This is a genomic window from Paeniglutamicibacter psychrophenolicus (assembly GCF_017876575.1).
In the GTDB taxonomy this organism is placed as follows: Bacteria; Actinomycetota; Actinomycetes; order Actinomycetales; family Micrococcaceae; genus Paeniglutamicibacter; species Paeniglutamicibacter psychrophenolicus.
This window is the reverse complement of record NZ_JAGIOE010000001.1, coordinates 1,120,928-1,140,782: the sequence shown is the minus strand read 5'-3', so window position 1 is coordinate 1,140,782 and position 19,855 is coordinate 1,120,928. Positions and strand designations below refer to the sequence as shown.

At 66.1% G+C, this 19,855-nt stretch carries 14 protein-coding genes and 1 riboswitch; of the genes, 4 read left to right on the top strand and 10 right to left on the bottom strand.

Going from position 1 to position 19,855, the window contains the following annotated elements; genetic code table 11:
• Nucleotides 1-11: 11 nt before the first annotated feature.
• Complete coding sequence (locus tag JOF46_RS04940) at nt 12-854, top strand: DUF1684 domain-containing protein (protein ID WP_209906298.1); 843 nt, start codon at nt 12-14, stop codon at nt 852-854.
• An 81-nt stretch (nt 855-935) separates the two neighbouring features.
• On the opposite strand, the gene JOF46_RS04935 is transcribed toward JOF46_RS04940, so the two are convergent.
• The 9 genes from JOF46_RS04935 to JOF46_RS04895 form a co-directional block, all read right to left on the bottom strand.
• A complete protein-coding gene (locus JOF46_RS04935; protein WP_342592366.1) occupies nt 936-2,324 on the bottom strand; it encodes an MFS transporter in 1,389 nt (462 codons plus the stop codon).
• Entirely contained in the window at nt 2,317-2,757 is a 441-nt protein-coding gene (locus tag JOF46_RS04930) for a MarR family winged helix-turn-helix transcriptional regulator (RefSeq protein WP_209906297.1), read from the bottom strand. The genes JOF46_RS04935 and JOF46_RS04930 overlap by 8 nt, the downstream gene beginning before the upstream one ends.
• Before the next feature lie 215 nt (nt 2,758-2,972).
• Nucleotides 2,973-9,299, bottom strand: a complete 6,327-nt coding sequence (locus tag JOF46_RS04925; protein WP_209906296.1) for a DUF4011 domain-containing protein — start codon at nt 9,297-9,299, stop codon at nt 2,973-2,975.
• A gap of 228 nt (nt 9,300-9,527) precedes the next feature.
• Nucleotides 9,528-9,911, bottom strand: a complete 384-nt coding sequence (gene rbsD / locus JOF46_RS04920; RefSeq protein WP_209906295.1) for a D-ribose pyranase — start codon at nt 9,909-9,911, stop codon at nt 9,528-9,530.
• Nucleotides 9,912-9,945: 34 nt separating this feature from the next.
• Nucleotides 9,946-10,860 (bottom strand): ribokinase, encoded by a 915-nt coding sequence (locus tag JOF46_RS04915; protein WP_209906294.1) that lies wholly within the window; start codon nt 10,858-10,860, stop codon nt 9,946-9,948.
• Between the two features lie 88 nt (nt 10,861-10,948).
• The gene (locus JOF46_RS04910; protein WP_209906293.1) at nt 10,949-11,884 is read right to left on the bottom strand and encodes a substrate-binding domain-containing protein; all 936 of its coding nucleotides are present in this window, start codon (nt 11,882-11,884) and stop codon (nt 10,949-10,951) included.
• Between the two features lie 52 nt (nt 11,885-11,936).
• Nucleotides 11,937-12,908 (bottom strand): ABC transporter permease, encoded by a 972-nt coding sequence (locus JOF46_RS04905; protein ID WP_209906292.1) that lies wholly within the window; start codon nt 12,906-12,908, stop codon nt 11,937-11,939.
• Entirely contained in the window at nt 12,905-14,422 is a 1,518-nt protein-coding gene (locus JOF46_RS04900; protein ID WP_209906291.1) for a sugar ABC transporter ATP-binding protein, read from the bottom strand. Before JOF46_RS04900 ends, JOF46_RS04905 begins: the two co-directional genes overlap by 4 nt.
• Nucleotides 14,419-15,474, bottom strand: coding sequence for a LacI family DNA-binding transcriptional regulator (locus JOF46_RS04895; protein ID WP_209906290.1), 1,056 nt, complete (start codon nt 15,472-15,474; stop codon nt 14,419-14,421). The genes JOF46_RS04900 and JOF46_RS04895 overlap by 4 nt, the downstream gene beginning before the upstream one ends.
• Nucleotides 15,475-15,821: 347 nt before the next feature.
• Nucleotides 15,822-15,912: riboswitch (glycine riboswitch) on the top strand.
• A 170-nt stretch (nt 15,913-16,082) separates the two neighbouring features.
• Here JOF46_RS04895 and JOF46_RS04890 point away from each other — a divergent pair.
• The 3 genes from JOF46_RS04890 (at nt 16,083) to JOF46_RS04880 (ending at nt 18,933) form a co-directional block, all read left to right on the top strand.
• Entirely contained in the window at nt 16,083-16,832 is a 750-nt protein-coding gene (locus tag JOF46_RS04890; protein ID WP_209906289.1) for a DUF5058 family protein, read from the top strand.
• 29 nt (nt 16,833-16,861) lie between these two features.
• The gene (locus JOF46_RS04885) at nt 16,862-17,608 is read left to right on the top strand and encodes a hypothetical protein (RefSeq protein WP_209906288.1); all 747 of its coding nucleotides are present in this window, start codon (nt 16,862-16,864) and stop codon (nt 17,606-17,608) included.
• A gap of 95 nt (nt 17,609-17,703) precedes the next feature.
• Nucleotides 17,704-18,933, top strand: coding sequence for an amidohydrolase (locus JOF46_RS04880; protein WP_209906287.1), 1,230 nt, complete (start codon nt 17,704-17,706; stop codon nt 18,931-18,933).
• A gap of 75 nt (nt 18,934-19,008) precedes the next feature.
• On the opposite strand, the gene JOF46_RS04875 is transcribed toward JOF46_RS04880, so the two are convergent.
• On the bottom strand, nt 19,009-19,734 hold the full coding sequence (locus JOF46_RS04875) for an IclR family transcriptional regulator (protein WP_245348010.1): 726 nt from the start codon (nt 19,732-19,734) through the stop codon (nt 19,009-19,011).
• Nucleotides 19,735-19,855: the final 121 nt, after the last annotated feature.

The following is a 19,855-nucleotide window of genomic DNA, read 5'->3' as shown; positions in this document are numbered from 1 at the left end:
AGGAGCATCCCATGACAGTACCGACGCTTGCCCCCATCGTGCCGGATGAACGTGAGGCCGCGGGTTTTGCCGCGGATTGGCGCAGCTGGCACCAGCACCGCTTGCAGTCCCTGTCGGCACCCAACGGGTTCCTTGCCGCCACCGCCCTGCACTGGGTCACCGGCGAAGCCACACGCTTCGAGGGGCTTCCCGGACAGTGGTGGGTCCACGACGACTGGCTCTATGTGGACCTGGCCAAGAGCGAGTCATTGCTCTTCAACGGTGCCACGGTCACCGGCGGACAACGGCTGGGCAGCATCGCCGAACGCGAGGGCTTTGACGTGGGCCACGGTGAAACCACCATCGAGGTTGCCAAGCGCGGCGGCAGGTACATCCTGCGTCCGCGGCACCCGCAGAACCCGCTGCTGCAGGACTTCAACGGCGTCCCCGCCTACGCCCCGGATGCGCGCTGGCGCGTGGGCGGCACCTTCCGTCGCTTTGCCGAACCCCGCCCGACCCGGGTCGGCGCGGCGGTCAAGGGCATCGAGCACACCTACCGGGCCCCCGGCGAGGTTGTCTTCGAACTCGACGGCGCCACCCACGTCCTGACCGCATTCAACGGGCACACCGACGGATCACTGGACATCCTGTTCACCGACGCCACCTCGGGCAGGACCACCTATGCCTCCAGTCGTTCGCTTCATCTCGAGGCTCCCGGCCCCGACGGCAGTGTCGTCCTGGACTTCAACCGCGCGGTGAACCTGCCCTGCGCGTTCACCGACCTGGCCACCTGCCCGCTGCCACCGGCGGGGAACCTCCTGAAGATCGCCGTCGAGGCCGGGGAGAAGATCCCCTACGAACGCTCTGCCAGCTAGCGTCGTCCGGACAAGGCCGGCATCGCCGCGCACTCCCAACGGACTCGGCTGCCCGGGTCCCACCGAAACCCGATGCCACTGCTAGGTCGCGGAGCGGAAACGCGTGGCGACCCCGTTGACGATCAAGGCGAGGAACACCACCAGGCAGAGCACCGCACCGATCTCGAAGGTGAGGTCGATTCCGGCGGCTGTGGCGTGGTGGTCCGCCGAGGTGTTCGCCGCGATGACGGCACCGGAGATGGCAGTGCCGAAGGAGCTGCCGATGGTGCGCAGGACCTGGTTGAAACTCACCGAGCTGCCCAGTTCCTCGGTTGCCACGCTGCGGGCTATCAGCGCCGGCATGGCCGCATAGGCAGCGCCCATGCCCAACCCGAAGACCAGCATGCCCAGCAGGATTTCCCAGAGCTGGCCGTGCACCAGCCACAGCAGCGTTCCGGCGACGGCCATCAACGCTGCCCCGATGGGCAACAGCGTCGCCAAGGAGAACTTGTGGCCCAGCCGATGCACCAGGCGGTTGGCCGCAAGGCTGCCCACGGACAAGGGGAACATCACGAAGCCGGCCCAGAAAACGGGCAGGGACAGGCCGTAGCCGGTGGATGCGGGAGCCTGGGCCACGAGGCTTGCCAACGACAGGCCGATGTACAGCGCGGCGCCGAGCCCGACGGCCGTGAGGTTTGCCAGCAGCACCTCCCCGTTGCCGAGCACGCGCAGGTTGATCAGCGGATGGTCGCTGCGCAGTTCCGCGCGGGTCCACAGGGACAGCAGCACCACGGCGACCGCCAGGATGCCAATGGTCCAGGGCGAGCCCCAGCCCCAGCGGGGGCCTTCGCTGATGCCCAGCAGCAGGGTGCCAAGCCCGAAGGCAAGCAACGTGGCACCGGCGGAATCGAAGGGAATCGATGCGGCATGTTCATCGGGGCCGTTGGGGATGACCCGGATGACCACGACGATGGCGCTGAGCACGAACAGGGCGGCAAACCAAAAGGCCCACCTGAATCCGGTGAGCCCGGCGATGATTCCGGTCAGCGGGTAGCCAATGCCGATTCCGGTGGCCACCGTGACCGAGAGGCTGGAGATGGCTCCCTGGACCTTTGGGGTATCCACGTAGCGGCGCGCCAGGGAGATCGTCACCGCGACGATTCCGTAGGTCAGGCCCTGGAGGGTGCGCCCGATCAGGAACACCGTGAAGTTCGGGGCCAGTGCGGCGATGATGGATCCGGCAAGGATGATCCCCAGGGATACCAGCAGGAGCTTTTTCTTGTGCGGGCCATCGCTGAGCCTGCCCATCACCGGGGTGGCAATGGCACCGGCCAGGAGGTTCAGCGTCAGCATCCATTGTGCGGTGCTGACGGGCACCCCCATTTCCTGGGAAATCGAGGGCACCAGCAACATGCCCAAGGAGCTGACAATGGCCGTGGAAAGCGCCGCGTAGACCAACGCCGGCACCATGGGGGAACGCGTTTCAGCCACGCGGGGCCTCCATGCCGATCTTTTCCAGGATCGGGACGGCTTCCCTGAGGATCCTGCGTTCGTCGTCGGTCAGCTGTTCGGAGATGGCCCGGCCAATCCAGCCTTCGCCGGCCCGTGCTTCCTCCTCCAGCTTGGACCGGCCGGCTTCGGCGAGCACGATCCAGGTCTTGCGACGGTCGGTGGCATCCGGTACGCGTTCGATGAACGCCATCTCTTCGAGCTCACGTGCCGCCAGCGAGATGGCCTGGGGGCTTACCCGCACCGCCGCAGCCAGTTCCGTGCTGGTCGCGCGCCCGTGCAGCGAGAGGTGATGCAGGATTCCCACCTTGCCCGGGGAAAGGGTGCGTTCGGCCCGCATCCTCCTCAACAAGGGGTGCAGCACCTCGAGGAATTCCCTGACGAAGCCGGTGTCCGGTGTGTTTTCGGAAGTCATTGTTAAACCATACAACCAACTTGATCAAGTTACTTGAGTACTTTTCCTCACTCCTCCGTCGGGTTCGTCCGGATGAGGCGCGACGGCACGGCGTTGACCCGCCCGAAAACCATGAACACCCGGACGCGGCAGCAGTGCACGCCACGGCTCCAAGACCGCAAGGCGCAGCACAAGCGCCCTCGCCGCCGGCTCCATGCGGGGAGCCGGCAGTCGCCTTACGCTGCCGGACGGATCGTCCCGGCCACGGATTCCAGTCGCTGCTCGCGCACCGCCAGTTCAAGGCCCTGCTGCAGGGCGGCGGACACCTTCTCGGTCATGCGTCCGTACCCCAGGATCCCCATCACCGAGCGCTTGAGCTCGTCGACACCGGGCTCCCCTCCCAGTGCCGCCCGGGCACACATCACGTTGGCGATCTCCCGGGGGCTGATCTCCTCGATGCCCAGGTCGTGCACCGCGAAGCCGGTCCGGTAGTCGATCCACCGGGCCGGGTCCTGCCCGGAGGGCCAAAAGAACCCGTCGGCGTCGGTGCCGTAGGACTTCTTGTCCAAGGCGGCAAGCATCGACTTTTCCCGGGCCGCCGAAACCCTGCCCAATCCATAGGCGTTGATGGCCAACCTGGCCAGCCGCCGCTGCTGGATCGGGCCCTCCGCCTCCACGATCTCGGCCAGCAGCGCGGCTGCCTTCCGCTTGCCCGCGGCCCTCTTCAGCTCGTCGAGCTCATCGACGGTCCCGATCTGGCGGGAACCCCATGACTTGAACGGCACGGCCTTGCCCGGATAACCGCGCGGCAATAGCTCGGGTTCCGTCTCCGGAACATCGTTGGCTGCCAAGGCCGGGTTTTCGGTTTTCCGGCTCTCCACGAGCGCCTTGCGTTGCGCCGTTTCCTTGGCCGTCCGGGCATTGGAAGCCTTCGCCAGTTCGGCATCGATGGACGCGAGAACCGCTTCGGAATCCTGGAGCCAGGCCGGCAGCCAGATCCGCACCACCGATTCCCAGCCCAAAAGGTTCCGCAGGATCTCCTGCGGCAAACCGTCGCGGTCCCCCACGGTCTTGCGCGCGGCCCACGGTTCGCCATCGAGCAGGATCGCCATCAAGGGCTCGTCCGGGCGCTGCGCGCTGGCAACCGTCGCATCGATCCTGAAGTCCGAGAGCCCGACGTTGGTTTCCACCCGGTGTCCGCGTGTCCGCAGGGCCGCGGCGACCTGTTCGCGGTGCCGGTCACGCGCAATTGCGGCCAGCGAACCGTTGCCCAGGGCGTGGGCACCCTCTGCGGCCAGGTCCAGGTAGGCGCGCAGGTGCTTGATGCCCAACGCCGAGGAGTCCTCCGCGCGCAGGTCGGCGGGATCGAAGCTGGTGAACACCACGACCTGGCGCCGGGCGCGGGTCACCGCAACGTTCAACCTGCGTTCGCCGCCGATGTTGTTCAGCGGCCCGAAGTTCAGCGGCAGCCGCCCGCGTTCGTTGGCGCTGAAGGCCGTGGAAAACAGGATCACGTCCCGTTCATCGCCCTGCACGTTTTCCAGGTTCTTCACGAACAATCCCTCGGCATCTGCGTCCAATGCAGCGCCCAGGCGTTCGTCCGCGTCATCGCGCAGCAGGGACTCGACCAGGTCTCGTTGCGGGGCGTTGAACGTGACCACGCCGATGGACGGGATCTGATCCGGTGAGGCATCGAAGCGCGCCTTGATCTCCGCGACGATGTGCCCGGCCTCCACCGGGTTGGTGCGCAGGATGCCGTCGGCACCCGTGCGGTGGAAGGTGCCCTGGACCCGGCGAAGGGAAATGCCGTAGCCGTCGATTCCCGTGAGTGCGGCCCCGTTGCGCGGGGAGGGGAAGGAGGAGAGCTTGCCGGCGTAGTAGTGCTTGTTGCTGAAGGCGATCAGGGATTCGTCCTGGCTGCGGTAGTGCCAAGACAGCCAGCGACGGTGAACCCGGGCCATGACGGCCTCGGAAAGGATCGATTCCTCGTCGGTGACCAGCAGCTCGGATTCCCCATCGTCCTGAAGGTCGATGGACACCTCCGCGAAGGAGCTCGGCGGCATCTGCTTGGAATCCCCCACGATGACCGCCGACTTGGCCCGGCCCAGGGTGCCAATGGCATCGGCAACGCGGATCTGCGAGGCCTCGTCGAAGACCACGATGTCGAATTCCCCGGCCCGCGGCGGGAAGAACCGGGCGGCGGAGTCGGGGCTGACCAGCACGCACGGCAGGATGGCGGTGATCAGGTCGCCATAGGAGTCCATGAGTCGGCGCACGCTCAGCCCTCCGCGGCGGCGCTCGAGCTGCCGGGCCAATTCCCCCATGCGGCTCTCGGCCTTCTTCAGCTTTTGGGCACGTTGCCCGGTGATCTGCTCGGGCAGGGACTTTCCCACGTGCTTGCGCAGGGCCGTGGACGAGGTGGTGAATCGTTGGATCGCCCGGGCCTGGGCCTCACTGTTGAAGGCATCGAATCCGTTGGCCGAGAGCCTTTCGGCCAGGGCCGACTCGGCGGTTCCGCGCATGAATCCGCGCAACGCGTCGGCCGCCGGGAAGGCCCCGGTGGCCAGTTGTTCCCAGGCAGCATCGAGCCCGTGGGACTTGAGTGGTTCAAGGTTTTCGACGAACGCGTTCCAGCGTTCCAGCCCTCGCCGGGCCTGGTTCCCGGCGCCACGCGGATCGGCGGAGCGGCCAAACCTGCCCAGGAATCCCGGTGCGTCGGTCCAGGCCGATGGCGTTTGGGTTTTGTTTGGGACCGAATCGCGCAATGCTTGCCAGGCCGCGGCGATCTCGCGCAGTTCCCCGGCAGTCGCCGATGGCAGCGGAGCAGTCCGGTCCAGCGCCTCGCGCAGCAAGGCCACATACCGGTCATCCGTTCCCGGGGTCCCGGCTTCGGAGAGCAGCCCTGCCAGGTGAACCAGCCGCTCGCGCCGCCCTGCCGCCGAGGCGATGTCGCCGTCAACGAAGGGGTTCCAATGGGCGCCCGGCTCCAAGCCAGGCAATTCCCCGAAGCCTCCCACGAGTTTTGCGCACCGGGCGCGCGCCTCGATCAACGACTCAATGATGGCAACAAGGTTCTTGGCGTCGTCGTCGGTGCCCGTCCACTGCGGGCCGAAATGCTCGGCGGTGACCCGCAGCCGGCGCTTCTTGCGGCCCAGGCCCAGGAAGCCGAACTTGTTGGCCTCGGTGGCCGCCGCGTGGACCGGGGAAAGGTCATTCTCCAGCACAATGGGTGCGACAATGTTTGGCAGCCAATCCATGCCTTGTGCCAGTTCCACGGCATCGGCCAGCAACGCGGCGGAGCGCTCCTGCCACACGGAAGTGGCGGCGGCATCGAGCACCGGCAACGGAACTGCGCCGGTCAGCAGCTCGGCCAGGTGTTCCAGGTCTTCCGGCGCCGCGGCACCATCGACCAGGGCTGCAACGGCGCCGTCGTTTCGTGCGTTGGTCGCCTGGGACATGGCGTGTTCCAATGCCCCCGCAGATCCCAACAGCGCTGCTTGTTGTTCGTCGGTGAGTGGGCCGCCAACGAATCCCCAGGGGTGTTCGAAGCGCGGATTTGCCGGCTGCGCGGTGTCGGGCAGCTGGAGCAGCCCCTCGCGCACCGCGTCGACCTCAACCTCGCCGGCCTGCGTGGCAAAGGACTCGGGGACCGGCAGGGCGGCGACGTCGGGGTCCATGGACAGCGCCACGTTGTGTGCCCCGTACGCAGTTAAGCCGGCAGGGTTCGCCTCGTGCAGGTCGTGGGCGTAGCCAGCCAGACGGCGGACCGAGGCTTCCAGGTCGCCGGTGGCCAGCTTCATCCCGGCCGTATCGGCGAAGACCAGGTGGTCGAGGGACGCCTTGATCTGCGCCCGCACCGCGTTCGGGGAGGATCCCTTGTCATGCAGGTCCAGGGCGAACTCCCCCAGCCCCACCTCATTCAGGCGCTTGGCCACCACCTCCAGCGCTGCACGCTTCTCCGCCACGAACAGCACCCGCTGCCCGTTGGCCATTGCGTGGGCCAAAAGGTTGGTGATGGTCTGCGACTTTCCGGTGCCCGGAGGGCCCTCGAGCACGAAGGTGCGTCCTGCCCGGGCGGCGGCGACGGCTTCGAGCTGCGATGCATCGGCGGGCACCGGGAGCTGCGCGGCCAGCCGGTCCAGGTCAACGACCGGTTCGGCGTCGGTGCCGGCCGGGTCGATGAATTCATTGGTCGGGGTTTGGACCAGGTGGCGCACCAGCGGGGCGTCCATGAAGGTTTCCCAGTTCTCATCCAGGTCCCGCCACATGCGGAACTTCGCGAATTGCAGGATCGCCAGATCCACGGTTCCCTCCACGTGGAAGGGAAGATCGGCCTGCACCAGCGCCTCGCGCAGCGCGGTGAGCGCAGCGGCCAGGTCGATTCCCGATTCGTCGCGCTCCGGGTCCTCGAACCCGGGGATGCGCAGTCCGAATTGCTCGTGCAGTTTCTCGCTCAGGCAGTAGTTGGGGGTGGAGGTGCCGGTCTCGTCGATTTCGATGCGGTAATGCTTCCCGCGCCCGGCGGGCAACAGGCGCACCGGGACCAGGAACAAGGGAGAGCGCAGGGCACGCCCGTCCAGGGACCAGTTCAACGAGCCAACGGCCAGGTACAGGTTGTTGGCGCCATTCTCCTCGACGATGCGCTTGGCGTCACCGGCCATCCGGCGAAGCCGGGTCAAATAGCGGTCCGCGTCCAGCCGGGTGTAGACCTTCCCGCGGGAGAGCAGCAGCTCGATGCGGCGCTCGATGGGCAGCAGCGGTCCCGAGGCATAGCGCTGGGCATCCAGTGCGGAAATCTCGTCGGCGGGCAGCAGCTCGATGGCCCGCCCGTTGTTGACCAGGTCCTCGAACCCGTCCACCACGGATTCGGGGACGGCCAACGGCAAGCGTGCCCGTTCGGTGAAGTTCAGCAGGCGGTTGCGCAGGGACAGATCCAGCAGCCCGTTCTTCCAGGCGGTGATGCGCGGTGGTGCCGGCTTGCCCGCGGAGACCGGGGCCGAGCGTTGGCGCTCGGATTTTTCCTTGAAGAATCGTGCCAGCGTGTCCGGGGCCGCCGCCTTGTACTCGATGACGACGGGCCGGCCACTCTCCGAAAGCCCGCGGGCAGGTAGCGGGGTGATCCCGCTGCGCCTCGAGGCACGGATGTCGATGGCGAACACCAGGTGTTCCTCGGCGGCTGCACCCTGGGCGTAGTCACGCATGGTTGCGGCGGAGGACTCGGCGAGGGAGGAGCGCCGGTCGGTGGTGATGGCGGTGCTCTCCACGATGCGCAGGTGGCCGGCCGCCACCAGGTTTGCCAGTGCCCCGGCACCCTCGGCATCGAGGCTGCTGCTGGGCAATGCCCCTTCCGGTGTGCGCCAATAGGCCAGGAATGCATGGTCGTTGGCCAGCCAGATCACCGAGTTGATGCCCACGGCTTCCAGCAGCGCGGAGACCAGCAGCGTGGTTTCCAGGGAGGTGCCCACACGCTCGGTGAGGACCTCGTGGGCGCCGCGGAGGTATTGCCCGCCCAGGTCGGCCAGGTCCCAGTTCGCCGGCGGGGTGCCGAAGCGGATGCCGCGGGTGCCGAGCACCTGGACGATGGACTCGACGGACGCATCGACCCGTTCGGTTCCGCCGAGACCTGTGTCGAGGTTCCCGGTGCCGGTGTGTGCACGGAAGATGTCGCCGGCCTCGGAAAGCAGCGCGGTGAGCAGCGGGTGCTGCGGTTGCACGAACGCCGCCAGCAGTTCGGCGTTGGCCTGGGTTCCGGCACCGGGCCAATGGCTCGCCGGCAGCAGGTCGATGGGACCGGATTGCTCGGCAACCAGCTTCCCGTTCTCGGCCACCCGAACGACCAACGCGCCCGGGCGCCTCGAATCGATCTGGGCGAAGGCCGCGGGATCCAGCACCACATCCAGGTCGTGGAGGGTGCTCACGCCGACGGGAAGTTCCAGGCGGCGATCGGCAACGGCGGAGACCGGCAGGTTCCCGCTCATCACCACTGCGGTCACCAGGACCGAACGGAGTTGGTCGGCACGGTTCTCCAACACCACGCGTTCGAGGATGCGCGTGTGGGTGTGTGCAGTGGCGTAGTTGACTGACTTGCTGTGTGCAATGTCGACCGAAATGGAACCGCGGCTTGGTCCGCGACCGGTAGCCCGCGGCTGCTCGCCTGCGGCCGAGGATTGGAGCAGTTCCGCCACTTGCCCGGCCGAATAGTCGAGATTCAGCCCGGCCAGGAAATCCTTGCTGGTTTCCAGGGCGCGCTGCATGTCGACTGCGGTGAAGGCGGTGCCGTTCGCCCAGCCTTGATGGATTTCCTGCAGTCGGAGCGCTTGTTGGTTCTGTTCCTGGGACAGCTCGTGGTCTTCGGCGGCGGAGCACAGCTCACGCAATTGCGCAGCAAGGTCAACGACGCCTGTGGTTACACCGGTATTGCCCAACGCGTGGTCGAGTTGGCCCACCAACCCCGTCCAGCCCGCGGCAGTGGTTCGCGCCGCACGCTTCTCGGCCGTGAACGTCTCGAGGGCACCCGAGACGATTTCCAGTGCAGTTCCCACGTAGTCACTGTGAATCCTCAAGTGTGCCGTCCTATGCCATGCCATGTACCCCGCTGTTCGCGGGGCTCCCAACTCGCTCATTAGAACTTATCCCACCGGCGAGCGACTTCGCGGCAACCCGAGTAAGGCCGAGGACCAGTTCCCCCGGCATGAGCAGGCGGAACCGGTCCTTGCACAATCCATCGTCGGCGACGTCAGATGCACGCGGACATGCCCGTCTTGTCTGCGCAACGAACTGTCGGACTCGTCCTAGAAATCAACTCCGCAATGCAGGATGACGTTTGCATACGGGGTCGTTTCGCCGGTGCGCACCACGACCTTGGCCTCGGGAAGCTTGGCCTTGAGTTCCTCGTGGGAAATGAACCCTGCATCCAGCCCGTTGTTGCTGCACAGATCCTCGACGCCGCTGCCCCGCGCCTCAGAGGCCAGGGTGCTGGACTCGATGACCAGATTTCCGGTCAGGACCCGCAACACGTCCTCGAAGCTGAGCAGCCCGCGTTCCAGGGCAAGATCGATGACCGTCGGGCCCGCAGGAATCGGCAGGCCGCAATCGGCGACCACGACCATGTCTGTGTGCCCGAGCTTGGCCAGGGCCCCGAGCAGCGGGGCGTTGAGGATGTTGGTTTTCAGCACGTGGTTCCTTGGGCTTTCTGGGGGCCAGCGGGGTTCAGAGGTTTTCCAGCGAGCGCGGGTATGAGGCCTGCGCACCATGGTGCTGGACGGTCAGTGCGGCGAAGCGCCCGGCGAAGTCGGCGGCCTCAACCAGTGGATCGCCGTGGGCCAGGCGTGCGGCCAGTGCGCCGGTGAAGGCGTCTCCGGCGCCGGTTGTGTCCACGGCTTCGACCTTGCGGGCGGGAATCCGGGTGACATCGACCTTGCCGTCACCGTCCAGGGACGCCACCAGACAGCCTTCGCCGCCGAGTGTCACGACCACGGATGACAGGCCCTGGGCACAGAGACGCCGGGCAATCACGGGTTCCGGGTCCGTGCTGAGCTCCGCGCTTCCCTCGAGTTGTCGCAGGATCAGTGCTGCCTCGTGTTCATTGGCCACCAGGGGGTTGGCCCGCACCAGGTATTCGCGGTCGAGCTCGATGACCGGGGCCAGGTTCAACACGACCTGTTCACGGGCCGCATCGAACGCCGCACGGATGCCCGAGGCCGGGATTTCTCCCTGGAGGACCAGGATTCCGGACAACTCCCCCGCCGCGTTCACGGCTGGTGCATCCATGGTGGCGTTGGCGCCTGAAATCACCGCGATGCTGTTTTCGGCCTGGGCGTCCACGCTGATGATGGCCACGCCGGTGGCACCGTCCGTGTGGGCGACGCGGTCCAGCTTGACTCCGGCTTCCGCCAGCTGGCCCAGGGCGATCTCCGCGTGGCTGTCGTTGCCCACGGCCCCGATGAATTCGGTGCGGGCCCCCGCCAGGGCTGCGGCGAGCGCCTGGTTGGCTCCCTTGCCTCCGGGGGTGAGCCGGTACGAATCGGCAAGCACGGTCTCGCCCGGCCCGGGCAGCCGGTCCATCAGCGCGGTGATGTCCACGTTGCTGGATCCCACGATGGTCACTTGCACGTTCGTTGCCATGTCTTTAGTTCCTTGAGCGGTGCTGGGGCATGATCTTCCCGCATTGCGGGCTTGGGAGCCCCCGCCATGCGGGTGCTCCCAAGGGATGCTACTTGGTGTATTCGCTGATGTTCTTGGCGTTGACGGTGTCGACGGCAACGGCAACGTCTGCCTCCACGCTTTCGCCATTGAGCACCTTGGCAGCCATCTGGACCGACTGGCGGCCGAGCTCTGCCGGGTTCTGGGCAATGGTTGCCAGCAGCTTGCCGGAGGCCACGGCCTTGAAACCGTCATCGGTACCGTCGAAGCCGACCACGTTGACGGATTTGCCGGCCTTGTCGCCCAGTGCCTGGATGGCACCAAGTGCCATCTCGTCGTTCATGGCCAGCACGCCTGCAACGTCGGGGTTGCCCTGCAAGAGGTTGGTGGCCACGTCAAGGGCCTTGGCGCGGTCGTAGTTGGCGGGCTGCGAGGAAACGACTTCGATGTCCGGGTACGCGGCCAGACCCTTGTCGAAGCCCTCGCCGCGTTCGTTGGTGGAGGAGGCACCGGGGACGCCCTCAAGGATGATGATCTTGCCCTTGCCGCCAAGCTTCTCGGCCAGGGCCTTTGCTGCCTGCTCGCCACCGGCGACGTTGTCGCTGGCCACGAAGGAAGCAACCTTCGTCTCGCCCACGGAACGGTCAACGGCGACGATCGGCAGCTTCGCCGAAACGACCGGCGCCAGGGCCGCGGATGCAGCGTCGGAATCGACCGCGTTGATGATCACGCCGACCGAGCCGTCGGTGGCAGCGGTTGCCAGCTGGTTGGCCTGGGTGGCGGAGTCGTTCTGCGCGTCCACGACGTTCAGTTCGATGCCGGACTTGGCCGCCTCTTCCTTGGCGCCATCACGGACGTCAACAAAGAACGGGTTGTTCAGCGTGGAAATGGCCATGGTGACCTTTCCGCCCTCGGCGGAGGTCTCACCGCGGTTGCAGCCCGTGGCGGTGAGGGCCAGGGCCAGGCCGAGGCCCAGTGCGGTGGTCTTGCGAACGATGTTCTTCATGCGTGTTCTCCTTTGAACGTGGGGGGTCGAGATGGGTGGGTGTGAAGGGGGTTTAGTGGCGGACATTCTTGCGGCGGAAGACGTCGAAGCCCACGGCCACGGCGATGACCAGGCCGATGACGACCTGCTGCCAGAACGCGCTGACCGAGAGCAGATTCAATCCGTTGCGGATCACCGCGAGGACCAGGGCACCGACGAGGGTTCCGGAGATCCGTCCGACACCGCCCGAGAGCGAGGATCCGCCAATAACGACGGCGGCAATGGCGTCAAGTTCGTAGCCGGCGGCAAGGGTCGGCTGGGCCGAGTCGAGGCGTCCGGCCAGGATCATGCCCGAGAGCGCGGCAAAGACACCGGAGATGATGAACACCGTCATCAGTACGCGCTTGACCGGGATGCCGGAGAGGCGTGCGGCCTCGGTGTTGCCGCCGACTGCGAAGGCGTTCTTGCCGATCACGGTGTAGTTCAGCACAAAGCCTGCGACCAAGGCCGAAAGCACCAGCACGATGATCGGCACTGGGATGACGCCCAGGTCGGAGCCGAGGAAGGAAACCGATTCGGAGGTGGCGATCGGGCGTCCGTCGGAGACCACCAGGGTCAATCCGCGCACGATCGTGAGCATCGCCAACGAGGCGATGAAGGTGGGTAGCTTGCCATAGGCGCTCATCGCTCCGGTGACCCAGCCGCATGCGGCGCCGACAGCCAGGCCCACGACGATGCTCCAGGCCCCGGGCAGGTTGGCGGTCGTCGCCCAGTACGAGGAAACCATGGCCGAGAGTGCCGCAACGGAACCGACGGAAAGGTCGATGCCCGCCGCGACGATCACGAAGGTCAGTCCAAAGGCCATGACCGCGATGGTCGAGACCTGGATGCCCACGTTGACCAAGTTGGCGGCGGTGAGGAATCGCGGGGTCGCGATGAAGAGGGCCAGGCAAAGGACCGCCAGGCCCACCAACGCTCCGTTGTTGGCGAGGAAGGCCTTGAGGTCAAAGCCCTTGGGCTTGGTGGTGATCGCTACGCTGCTCATTGGTTCATTCCTGTTTCGTGTTCGCGGTGCACATTGCTCACGGCCATCGCCATGATGGAGTCCTGGGTTGCCTCGCGGGTTTTCAGTTCCCCGGCGATGCGGCCCTGGCTCATGACCAGGACCCGGTCCGACATGCCCAGCACTTCGGGCAACTCGCTCGAGGCCATCAGCACGCAACCGCCGGACGCGGTGATTTCGTTGATGAGTTCATAGATCTCGACCTTGGCCCCCACGTCGACCCCGCGGGTCGGCTCGTCCAGCAGCAGGACCTTGGATCCGGCGGTGAACCACCGGCCGAACACCGCCTTTTGCTGGTTGCCGCCGGAGAGAGAACGGATGGGCTGGTCGATGGATCCCATGCGGATGCGCAGGCGGGCCGCAACGTCTTCGGCTCGCTTGCGCTGGCCCTTGCGGTCGACCAGGCCGGCCCGCGCGGTGGAGGCCATGGTGGCGTATCCGATATTCTCGGCCACGGAGGCATCCAGGACCAGCCCCTGGGTCTTGCGGTCCTCCGGGACGTGGCCGATTCCGGCGCGGGTTGCCGCGGCCACGTCGCGGCGGGCCAGCGGGGTCCCGGCGACGGTGACCGATCCAGCGGTGTAGTCGTCGGCTCCGGCGATGGCGCGGATCAGCTCGGTGCGTCCTGCCCCCATGAGCCCGGCCAGGGCCACGACCTCGCCGGGGCGAACCTCGAAGCTGATGTCCGACAGCATGCCGGCCCCGAGTCCCTGCACGCTCAGCAGCGGGGTATCGGATACCTCGGTGCGCACGCGCGGGAACTGCTCGTCGATATCGCGGCCGACCATCAGACGCACCAATTGGTTCTCATCGGTGTCGGCCGGGACGGTGGCGATGAATTGGCCGTCGCGCAGCACGTTGACGAAGTCGCCGATGGCGGCGATCTCATCGAGGTGGTGGCTGATGAAGACCATGCCGACGCCCTTGGCCTTGAGGTTGCGCACCACGTCGAAAAGCTGGTTGATCTCGGCAGTGGTCAACGCCGCGGTGGGCTCGTCAAGGATCAGGATACGGGCATCGAGCGAGAGTGCCTTGGCGATTTCCACCAGTTGCTGCTGGGCCAGGCCCAGGTTTCCGACCGGTGTGTCGACGTGGAGGTCCAGTCCGAGCCTGTCGAGCGCCTCGCGGGCGATCTTGCGCATCTCGCGGCGGTTGATGATGCCGAAGCGGCGCGGCACCCGGCCCAGGGTGATGTTCTCAGCGATGGTCATCGACGGCACCAGGTTCAGTTCCTGGTGGATGGTGGCGATGCCCAGCGCTTCGGAGGACTTGGTGTCGGAAATCTTCACTTCCTTGCCCTCGATCAGGATCCGCCCGCCGTCAGGCGGGTGCACCCCGGCGATCATCTTGATCAGCGTGGATTTGCCAGCACCGTTTTCGCCCAGCAGCACCGAGACCTTGCCGGCGTGCACCTCGACGGTGACCTCGTCAATGACCTGGACCGGGCCGAAAGACTTGCATACCCGGTCCAAGACCAGCAATGGATCGCTGTTCATGATCGTGCCGTTCCTTCCATGTGGTTTCCTTTTTCCGGAGCGGCGCCCACCGAGGCCCGCAGGGTGAATGAGCTGTTCAGTTCCACCGGCGCAACGGCTTCCTTGTTCATGACCGAGCGAAGGGCCTGCACCGCTGCCCGTCCCATCGCCTCGAGGTCGTGGCTGATGGTGGCGATCGGGGGTTCGTGCATCAGCAGCGCGTCGACTTCGTCGAAGGAGACCACGGAGAAGTCGGTCCCGATCCGGGCACCTGCCTCACGCCACACGCGCAGGGCGCCGATGGCCATGGGTGCGTCGGCAATGACCACGGCGGTCGGGCGGTGTTCGTTGGCTAGGAACCAGCGGGCGCCGTCGGCACCCGAGGCCGGGCGGAAGTCGCCGGCGAAGTGCAGGTCGGGGTTGGTTGACAGGCCGTTTGCCTCCAGCGCGGCGTCGAATGCCTGGTGCCGTTCGAGGGCCGTCGAGGCGTGCTCGGGTCCGCCGATGAAGGCGATGCGCCGGTGCCCGTGGGCCTTGAGCGTTGCCACCGCCTGGCCAAGGGCTGCGTGGCTTTCGGCGGTCACGTGCGGGATGCTGACATCGGACAAAGTCCGGTCGACGAAGACCATCGGGATCTTGCTGTCCACGACGCGGCGGAGCATGTCGCTGGCGTTGCCGGCCTGTTCGCCCAGGCCCTGGGGAACCACGATCATGCCGTCCACGCGGCGCGAGAGCATGGTTGCCAGGAAATCATCTTGTTGCGCGGCGTCCTCGTTGGCGTTGCCGATGAATGTCATCAATCCGGCGGCGCGTGCGTGTTGTTCCACGGCGTGGGCCAGATCGGAGAAGTAGGGGTTGCGTACGTCCGAGATCAGCAGGGCAATGGTGTCGGTCTTGGTGGAGCGCAGCGAGCGGGCCTGCGCGTTGGGCAGGAAGTTGAGGTTCTTGGCCGCGGCCTCGACCCGTTCACGGGCCTCGGGCGAGGTTGCCGGATTGCCTGAAAGCACGCGCGAGGCCGTCGCGGGAGACACCCCGGCGGCATGTGCAACGTCCTTGATGGTGACGGCGTTCATGATGAATAAGCCCCTTTGCTTATCTATGAAATCGATTCCATGGAATCGATTTCATAGTATTCCGCATCACTAGGCGTGTGTCAAAACCCACAGAAGCCCGGCCGGGCCCGGGCTTGACGGGATCAACCCACATCCGTCACCTGACGTGGGCGTCCCAACGCCAAGACCGGGGAGCCGCAGGCGGTCACTCGACAGCCGCACCCCAGCCTCTGCGGTCAACAAATACCTGATGGGAGAGGGTTTCTGACGCCCCACTATCCAAGCAACAAAGGGCGCGAATGTGACCTCCGTCAAGTATTCTGGTCGCACGCGGCAAGGCTTCCGCGCACAACTGAATAGTCTTCCGATCACGCGTGGCTGGAGAGTCCCGGACACCACTCGGGCACCGAAGGGGCAAGCACCCGCAATCTCTCAGGTACCAGGAACAGCCACGTGAGGAAATTCTGGAGAGCAGCCGCCGGGACAGGTGGCTCACCGACGAAGCACGCCGTTGCCACGCGCAGCGGTTTATCTTTCAGGTTCAGGACAGAACGGGCACGGTGGCAACCGCGAACACCCATGACCCGCACCCTCCGCCTTGAATCCTTCGATGAACGGTAGGCCAGCCCATGAACTTCCCAGCCGCATTGCCCGCAGCTGCTGACAGCAACTCCACCGACATCCTCGCCGTGGCCAATTCGCCGGTCCTTTGGGCCTGCGCCATCGGCGTTTTCCTGGTCATCGTCGTCCAGTCCGTCATCTACATGAAGGCCGCGCGGCTCGCCGCACCCCACATCGGGATGAGCCAGGCCGAACTCAAGACCAGCTTCCGCGCCGGCGCGATCTCCGCCCTGGGACCCTCGCTTGCCGTGGTCATGGTGGCCGTCGCCCTGCTGACGGTCTTCGGCACCCCCGCGGTGCTGGTGCGCATCGGGCTGATCGGTTCGGTGTCCTATGAGACGGCTGCCGCGGCCATTGCCGCCAACTCCGCCGGCGCCGAACTCGGCGGGCCCACCTACACCCAGGCCGTCTTCGGCCTGGCCCTGGCCGCCATGAGCCTGGGCGGGGCCATGTGGATGATCGCCACCCTGATCCTGACCCCGCTGCTGAAGAAGGGCGACTCGGCACTGCGGAAGGTCAACCCCGCCATCATGATGGTCGTCTCGGGTGCCGCCATGGTTGCCGCCTTCATGGTCCTTGGCATCGGCGAACTGCCCAAGTCATGGATCCATGTGGTCGCCTTCGTCTCCTCGGCCGCGATCATGACCGGCCTGATGGTCATCGCCAAACGGGTCAACAGGCCGTGGATCAAGGAATGGGCCCTGGGCATCGCCATCATCCTGTCCCTGGCCATCACCTACGCCGCCACCCGCCTCTAAGCAGCGCCAAGAAACCCAAGGAGCACATCATGAGCAAAGCCACAGAGCTGCACGAGGCGCTTGGCGCCTTCGACAAGACCACCTCCCGCTGGGGACGGATCACCATGATCATGGGCCTGTTCTTTTCCCTGGCCGCCCCCGGCTACCTGGTCTTCTTCGCCGGCCTGGACATCGAGGTCGCCGGGATCCTCACGGCCTTCGGCGCCCTGGCCGCGGTCTTCGGCGTGATCTGGATCGTCGAGCCCCTGACCTACTTCCCGATCCTCGGGGCCTCCTCGATGTACCAGGCCTTCATGATCGGCAACATCTCCAACAAGCTGCTGCCCGCGGCCATGATCGCCCAGGCGACCATCGGGGTGAAGCCCGGAACCCGCAAGGGCGAGCTGGCCTCCGTCGCCGCGATCTGCGGCGCTGCCACAGTCCACCTGGCATCCCTGTTCATCTTCGTCGGGCTGTTGGGCACCTGGCTGGTCAGCGTGATCCCTGTCGACATGATCCAGACCGTCCAGTTCTACATCCTGCCCACGGTGATGGGAGCGGTGGTCGTGCAGGCCATCGTGAGCCAGAAGGCCCCGCGCTCGGCCGTGATCGCGCTGGTGGTCGCGGTCGTCGTGGTCTTCATTGTCCAGCTCTACAAGCCCTTCGGCCTGTTCTCCACGGCTGTCGCCGTGATCTCCACCGCCGCGCTCGCCTGGGTGCTGCGCGACCGCAAGACCCTCGGCACCCCGGAGGACACCACCGCCGAATCGGAGCTTCCGGAAGGCCCCGTGTACTGAGCACCCCCCATCCCCGGCAAACGACCAACAAGACATCCACCGGCAGCGGCCACCCGCCGCCCCGCCGCCACCCAAAGACAAGGAAACAACACAGCATGACGAACACCATCCCGCAGGCCCTGTCACTGGCCGCGGACTCGACCGCGGACATGATCGAGACCTACAAGTACCTGCACGCCAATCCCGAGCTGTCCATGCAGGAGCACCGGACCGCCGACTATCTCACCGGGCGCCTCGAGGCCCTGGGACTTGAGGTGTTCCGCTGCGGCGGCACCGGCGTGGTGGGCGTGCTGCGCAACGGGCAGGGCCCGGTCGTCGGGTTCCGCGCCGACACCGACGGGCTTCCGGTGCTCGAGGACACCGGTGTTGACTACGCCAGCACCGCCACCGGCTTCCTGGAGGACGGCACCGAGGTCCCGACCATGCACGCCTGCGGGCACGACACCCACATGGCCTCGGCGCTGGCCACCGCGGCCCTCTACGCCGGGGCCAAGGACGACTGGGCCGGCACCATCGTGTTCGTGCTGCAGCCCGGGGAGGAAACCGCCGCCGGCGCCCGGGCGATGGTCCAGGACGGGTTGTGGGACAAGGCCCCGAAGCCCGAGATCATGTACGGCCAGCACGTGATGCCGGGGCTGGCCGGCACCGTGTCGCTGATGGCGGGGGCCGCGATGAGCACCGCGGATTCCTTCAAGGTCACGGTCCACGGGCAGGGCTCGCACGGCTCGATGCCGGAACACTCGATCGACCCGATCGTGCTGGGAGCGGCCATGGTGTTGCGCCTGCAGACCATCGTCTCGCGTCAGGTGGCCCCGCAGTCGGCCGCGGTGGTGACCATCGGGTCCTTCCACGCGGGCCTGAAGGAGAACGTGATCCCGGACCGCGCGGTGTTCACGCTGAACGTGCGCACCTTCGAACCGGCGGTGCGTGAAACCGTCTTGTCCTCGATCCGGCGCATCATCGCCGCCGAGGCCGCCGCCTCCGGGGCCCCGGAACCCACCATCGAGGACATCTCCAACTTTCCGCCGCTGCACAACGACCCGGTCCAGACCGCGTTGCTTGAGGAGCAGTTCCGCGACGAGTTCGGTGCCGAAAAGGTTCTGCAGGGAACCCCGGTGATGGGCAGCGAGGACTTCGGCGCGCTGGCCGATGCCATCGGCGTTCCCTCGGTGTACTGGTTCTTCGGCGGCTTCGACGCGCAGACCGTGGGCTCGGAGCATCCGCCGGCCAACCACTCGCCGTTCTTCGCCCCGGTCATCGACCCGACGCTGGCCACGGCCGTGGCCGCGGCTGTCCGTGCGCTGTACTCCAAGGTCGGCAAGTAGAGAAGAAGACTCGGCATCCGGCCAGATCCCCTGCGGGTCTGGCCGGATACGTTTCACCCAATCCGAGGACTGGCTTCAGCGTCGACCGCGCATCAGCCCGCTGATCTCATTGGCCGTTCGCACCACGGCCGTGCCGTATTCCTCGTACTTGGAAGACACTATTCGGCTCGATGGCCCGGAAATGGACACACAGCCCACCGGCGCACCCGTAGAGTTCATGATTGCGGCTCCCACTGAGGTAATTCCGTCACTCAGCCCCTCCTCATTGATGGAGTAGCCGCGCTCGCGTGCTTCCCGCACCAGTTTCCACACGCTTTCCGGGGCCGTAGCCGTCTGCCCACTGGTCTTTTCCAGCGGGCCCTTCAACACACCCTCGACGAAATCGTCAGTGGATGCCCCAAGGAACGCCAGTCCAGTGGCCGATGCATGGAGAGGAATCGGCGTGCCCAACGCCAAGAACGCGCGCAGGACGTGCGGGGTATCGAGCCGTTCAATAACCACCAGGCAGTTTGAATCCGGGACACAAAGGTGCACCGTTTCACGGGTGTCCAGTTGAAGACCATTCATCGGCCCAATGGCAATGTCGCGCAGGTCGACGCCCAGCCCTGCTCGGGCAGTCACCGCATAGGCGTGGAAGCTCAGCGACCAGGTCGCATCTCTCGTGTCGCTTTGCTCCACCCAACGCATGTCCCTGAGCGTCGTGAGCGTCCGCAGGACCGTGGCCTTGGAACCGCCGGTCCTTCTCGCGATATCCGAGAGGCCAATGGGCTGGTGCTCCGAGATGACCTCGATGATCTGCATTGCCGACTTCACGCTTTGTGTACTCAACCCGTACGCCCCAATTTCTTCTCTTGCCCAATCCATGTTTGTGATATAGCTTACAGCCAATGCAGCAAAATGAACCGTCGGTTCACTAGATGAA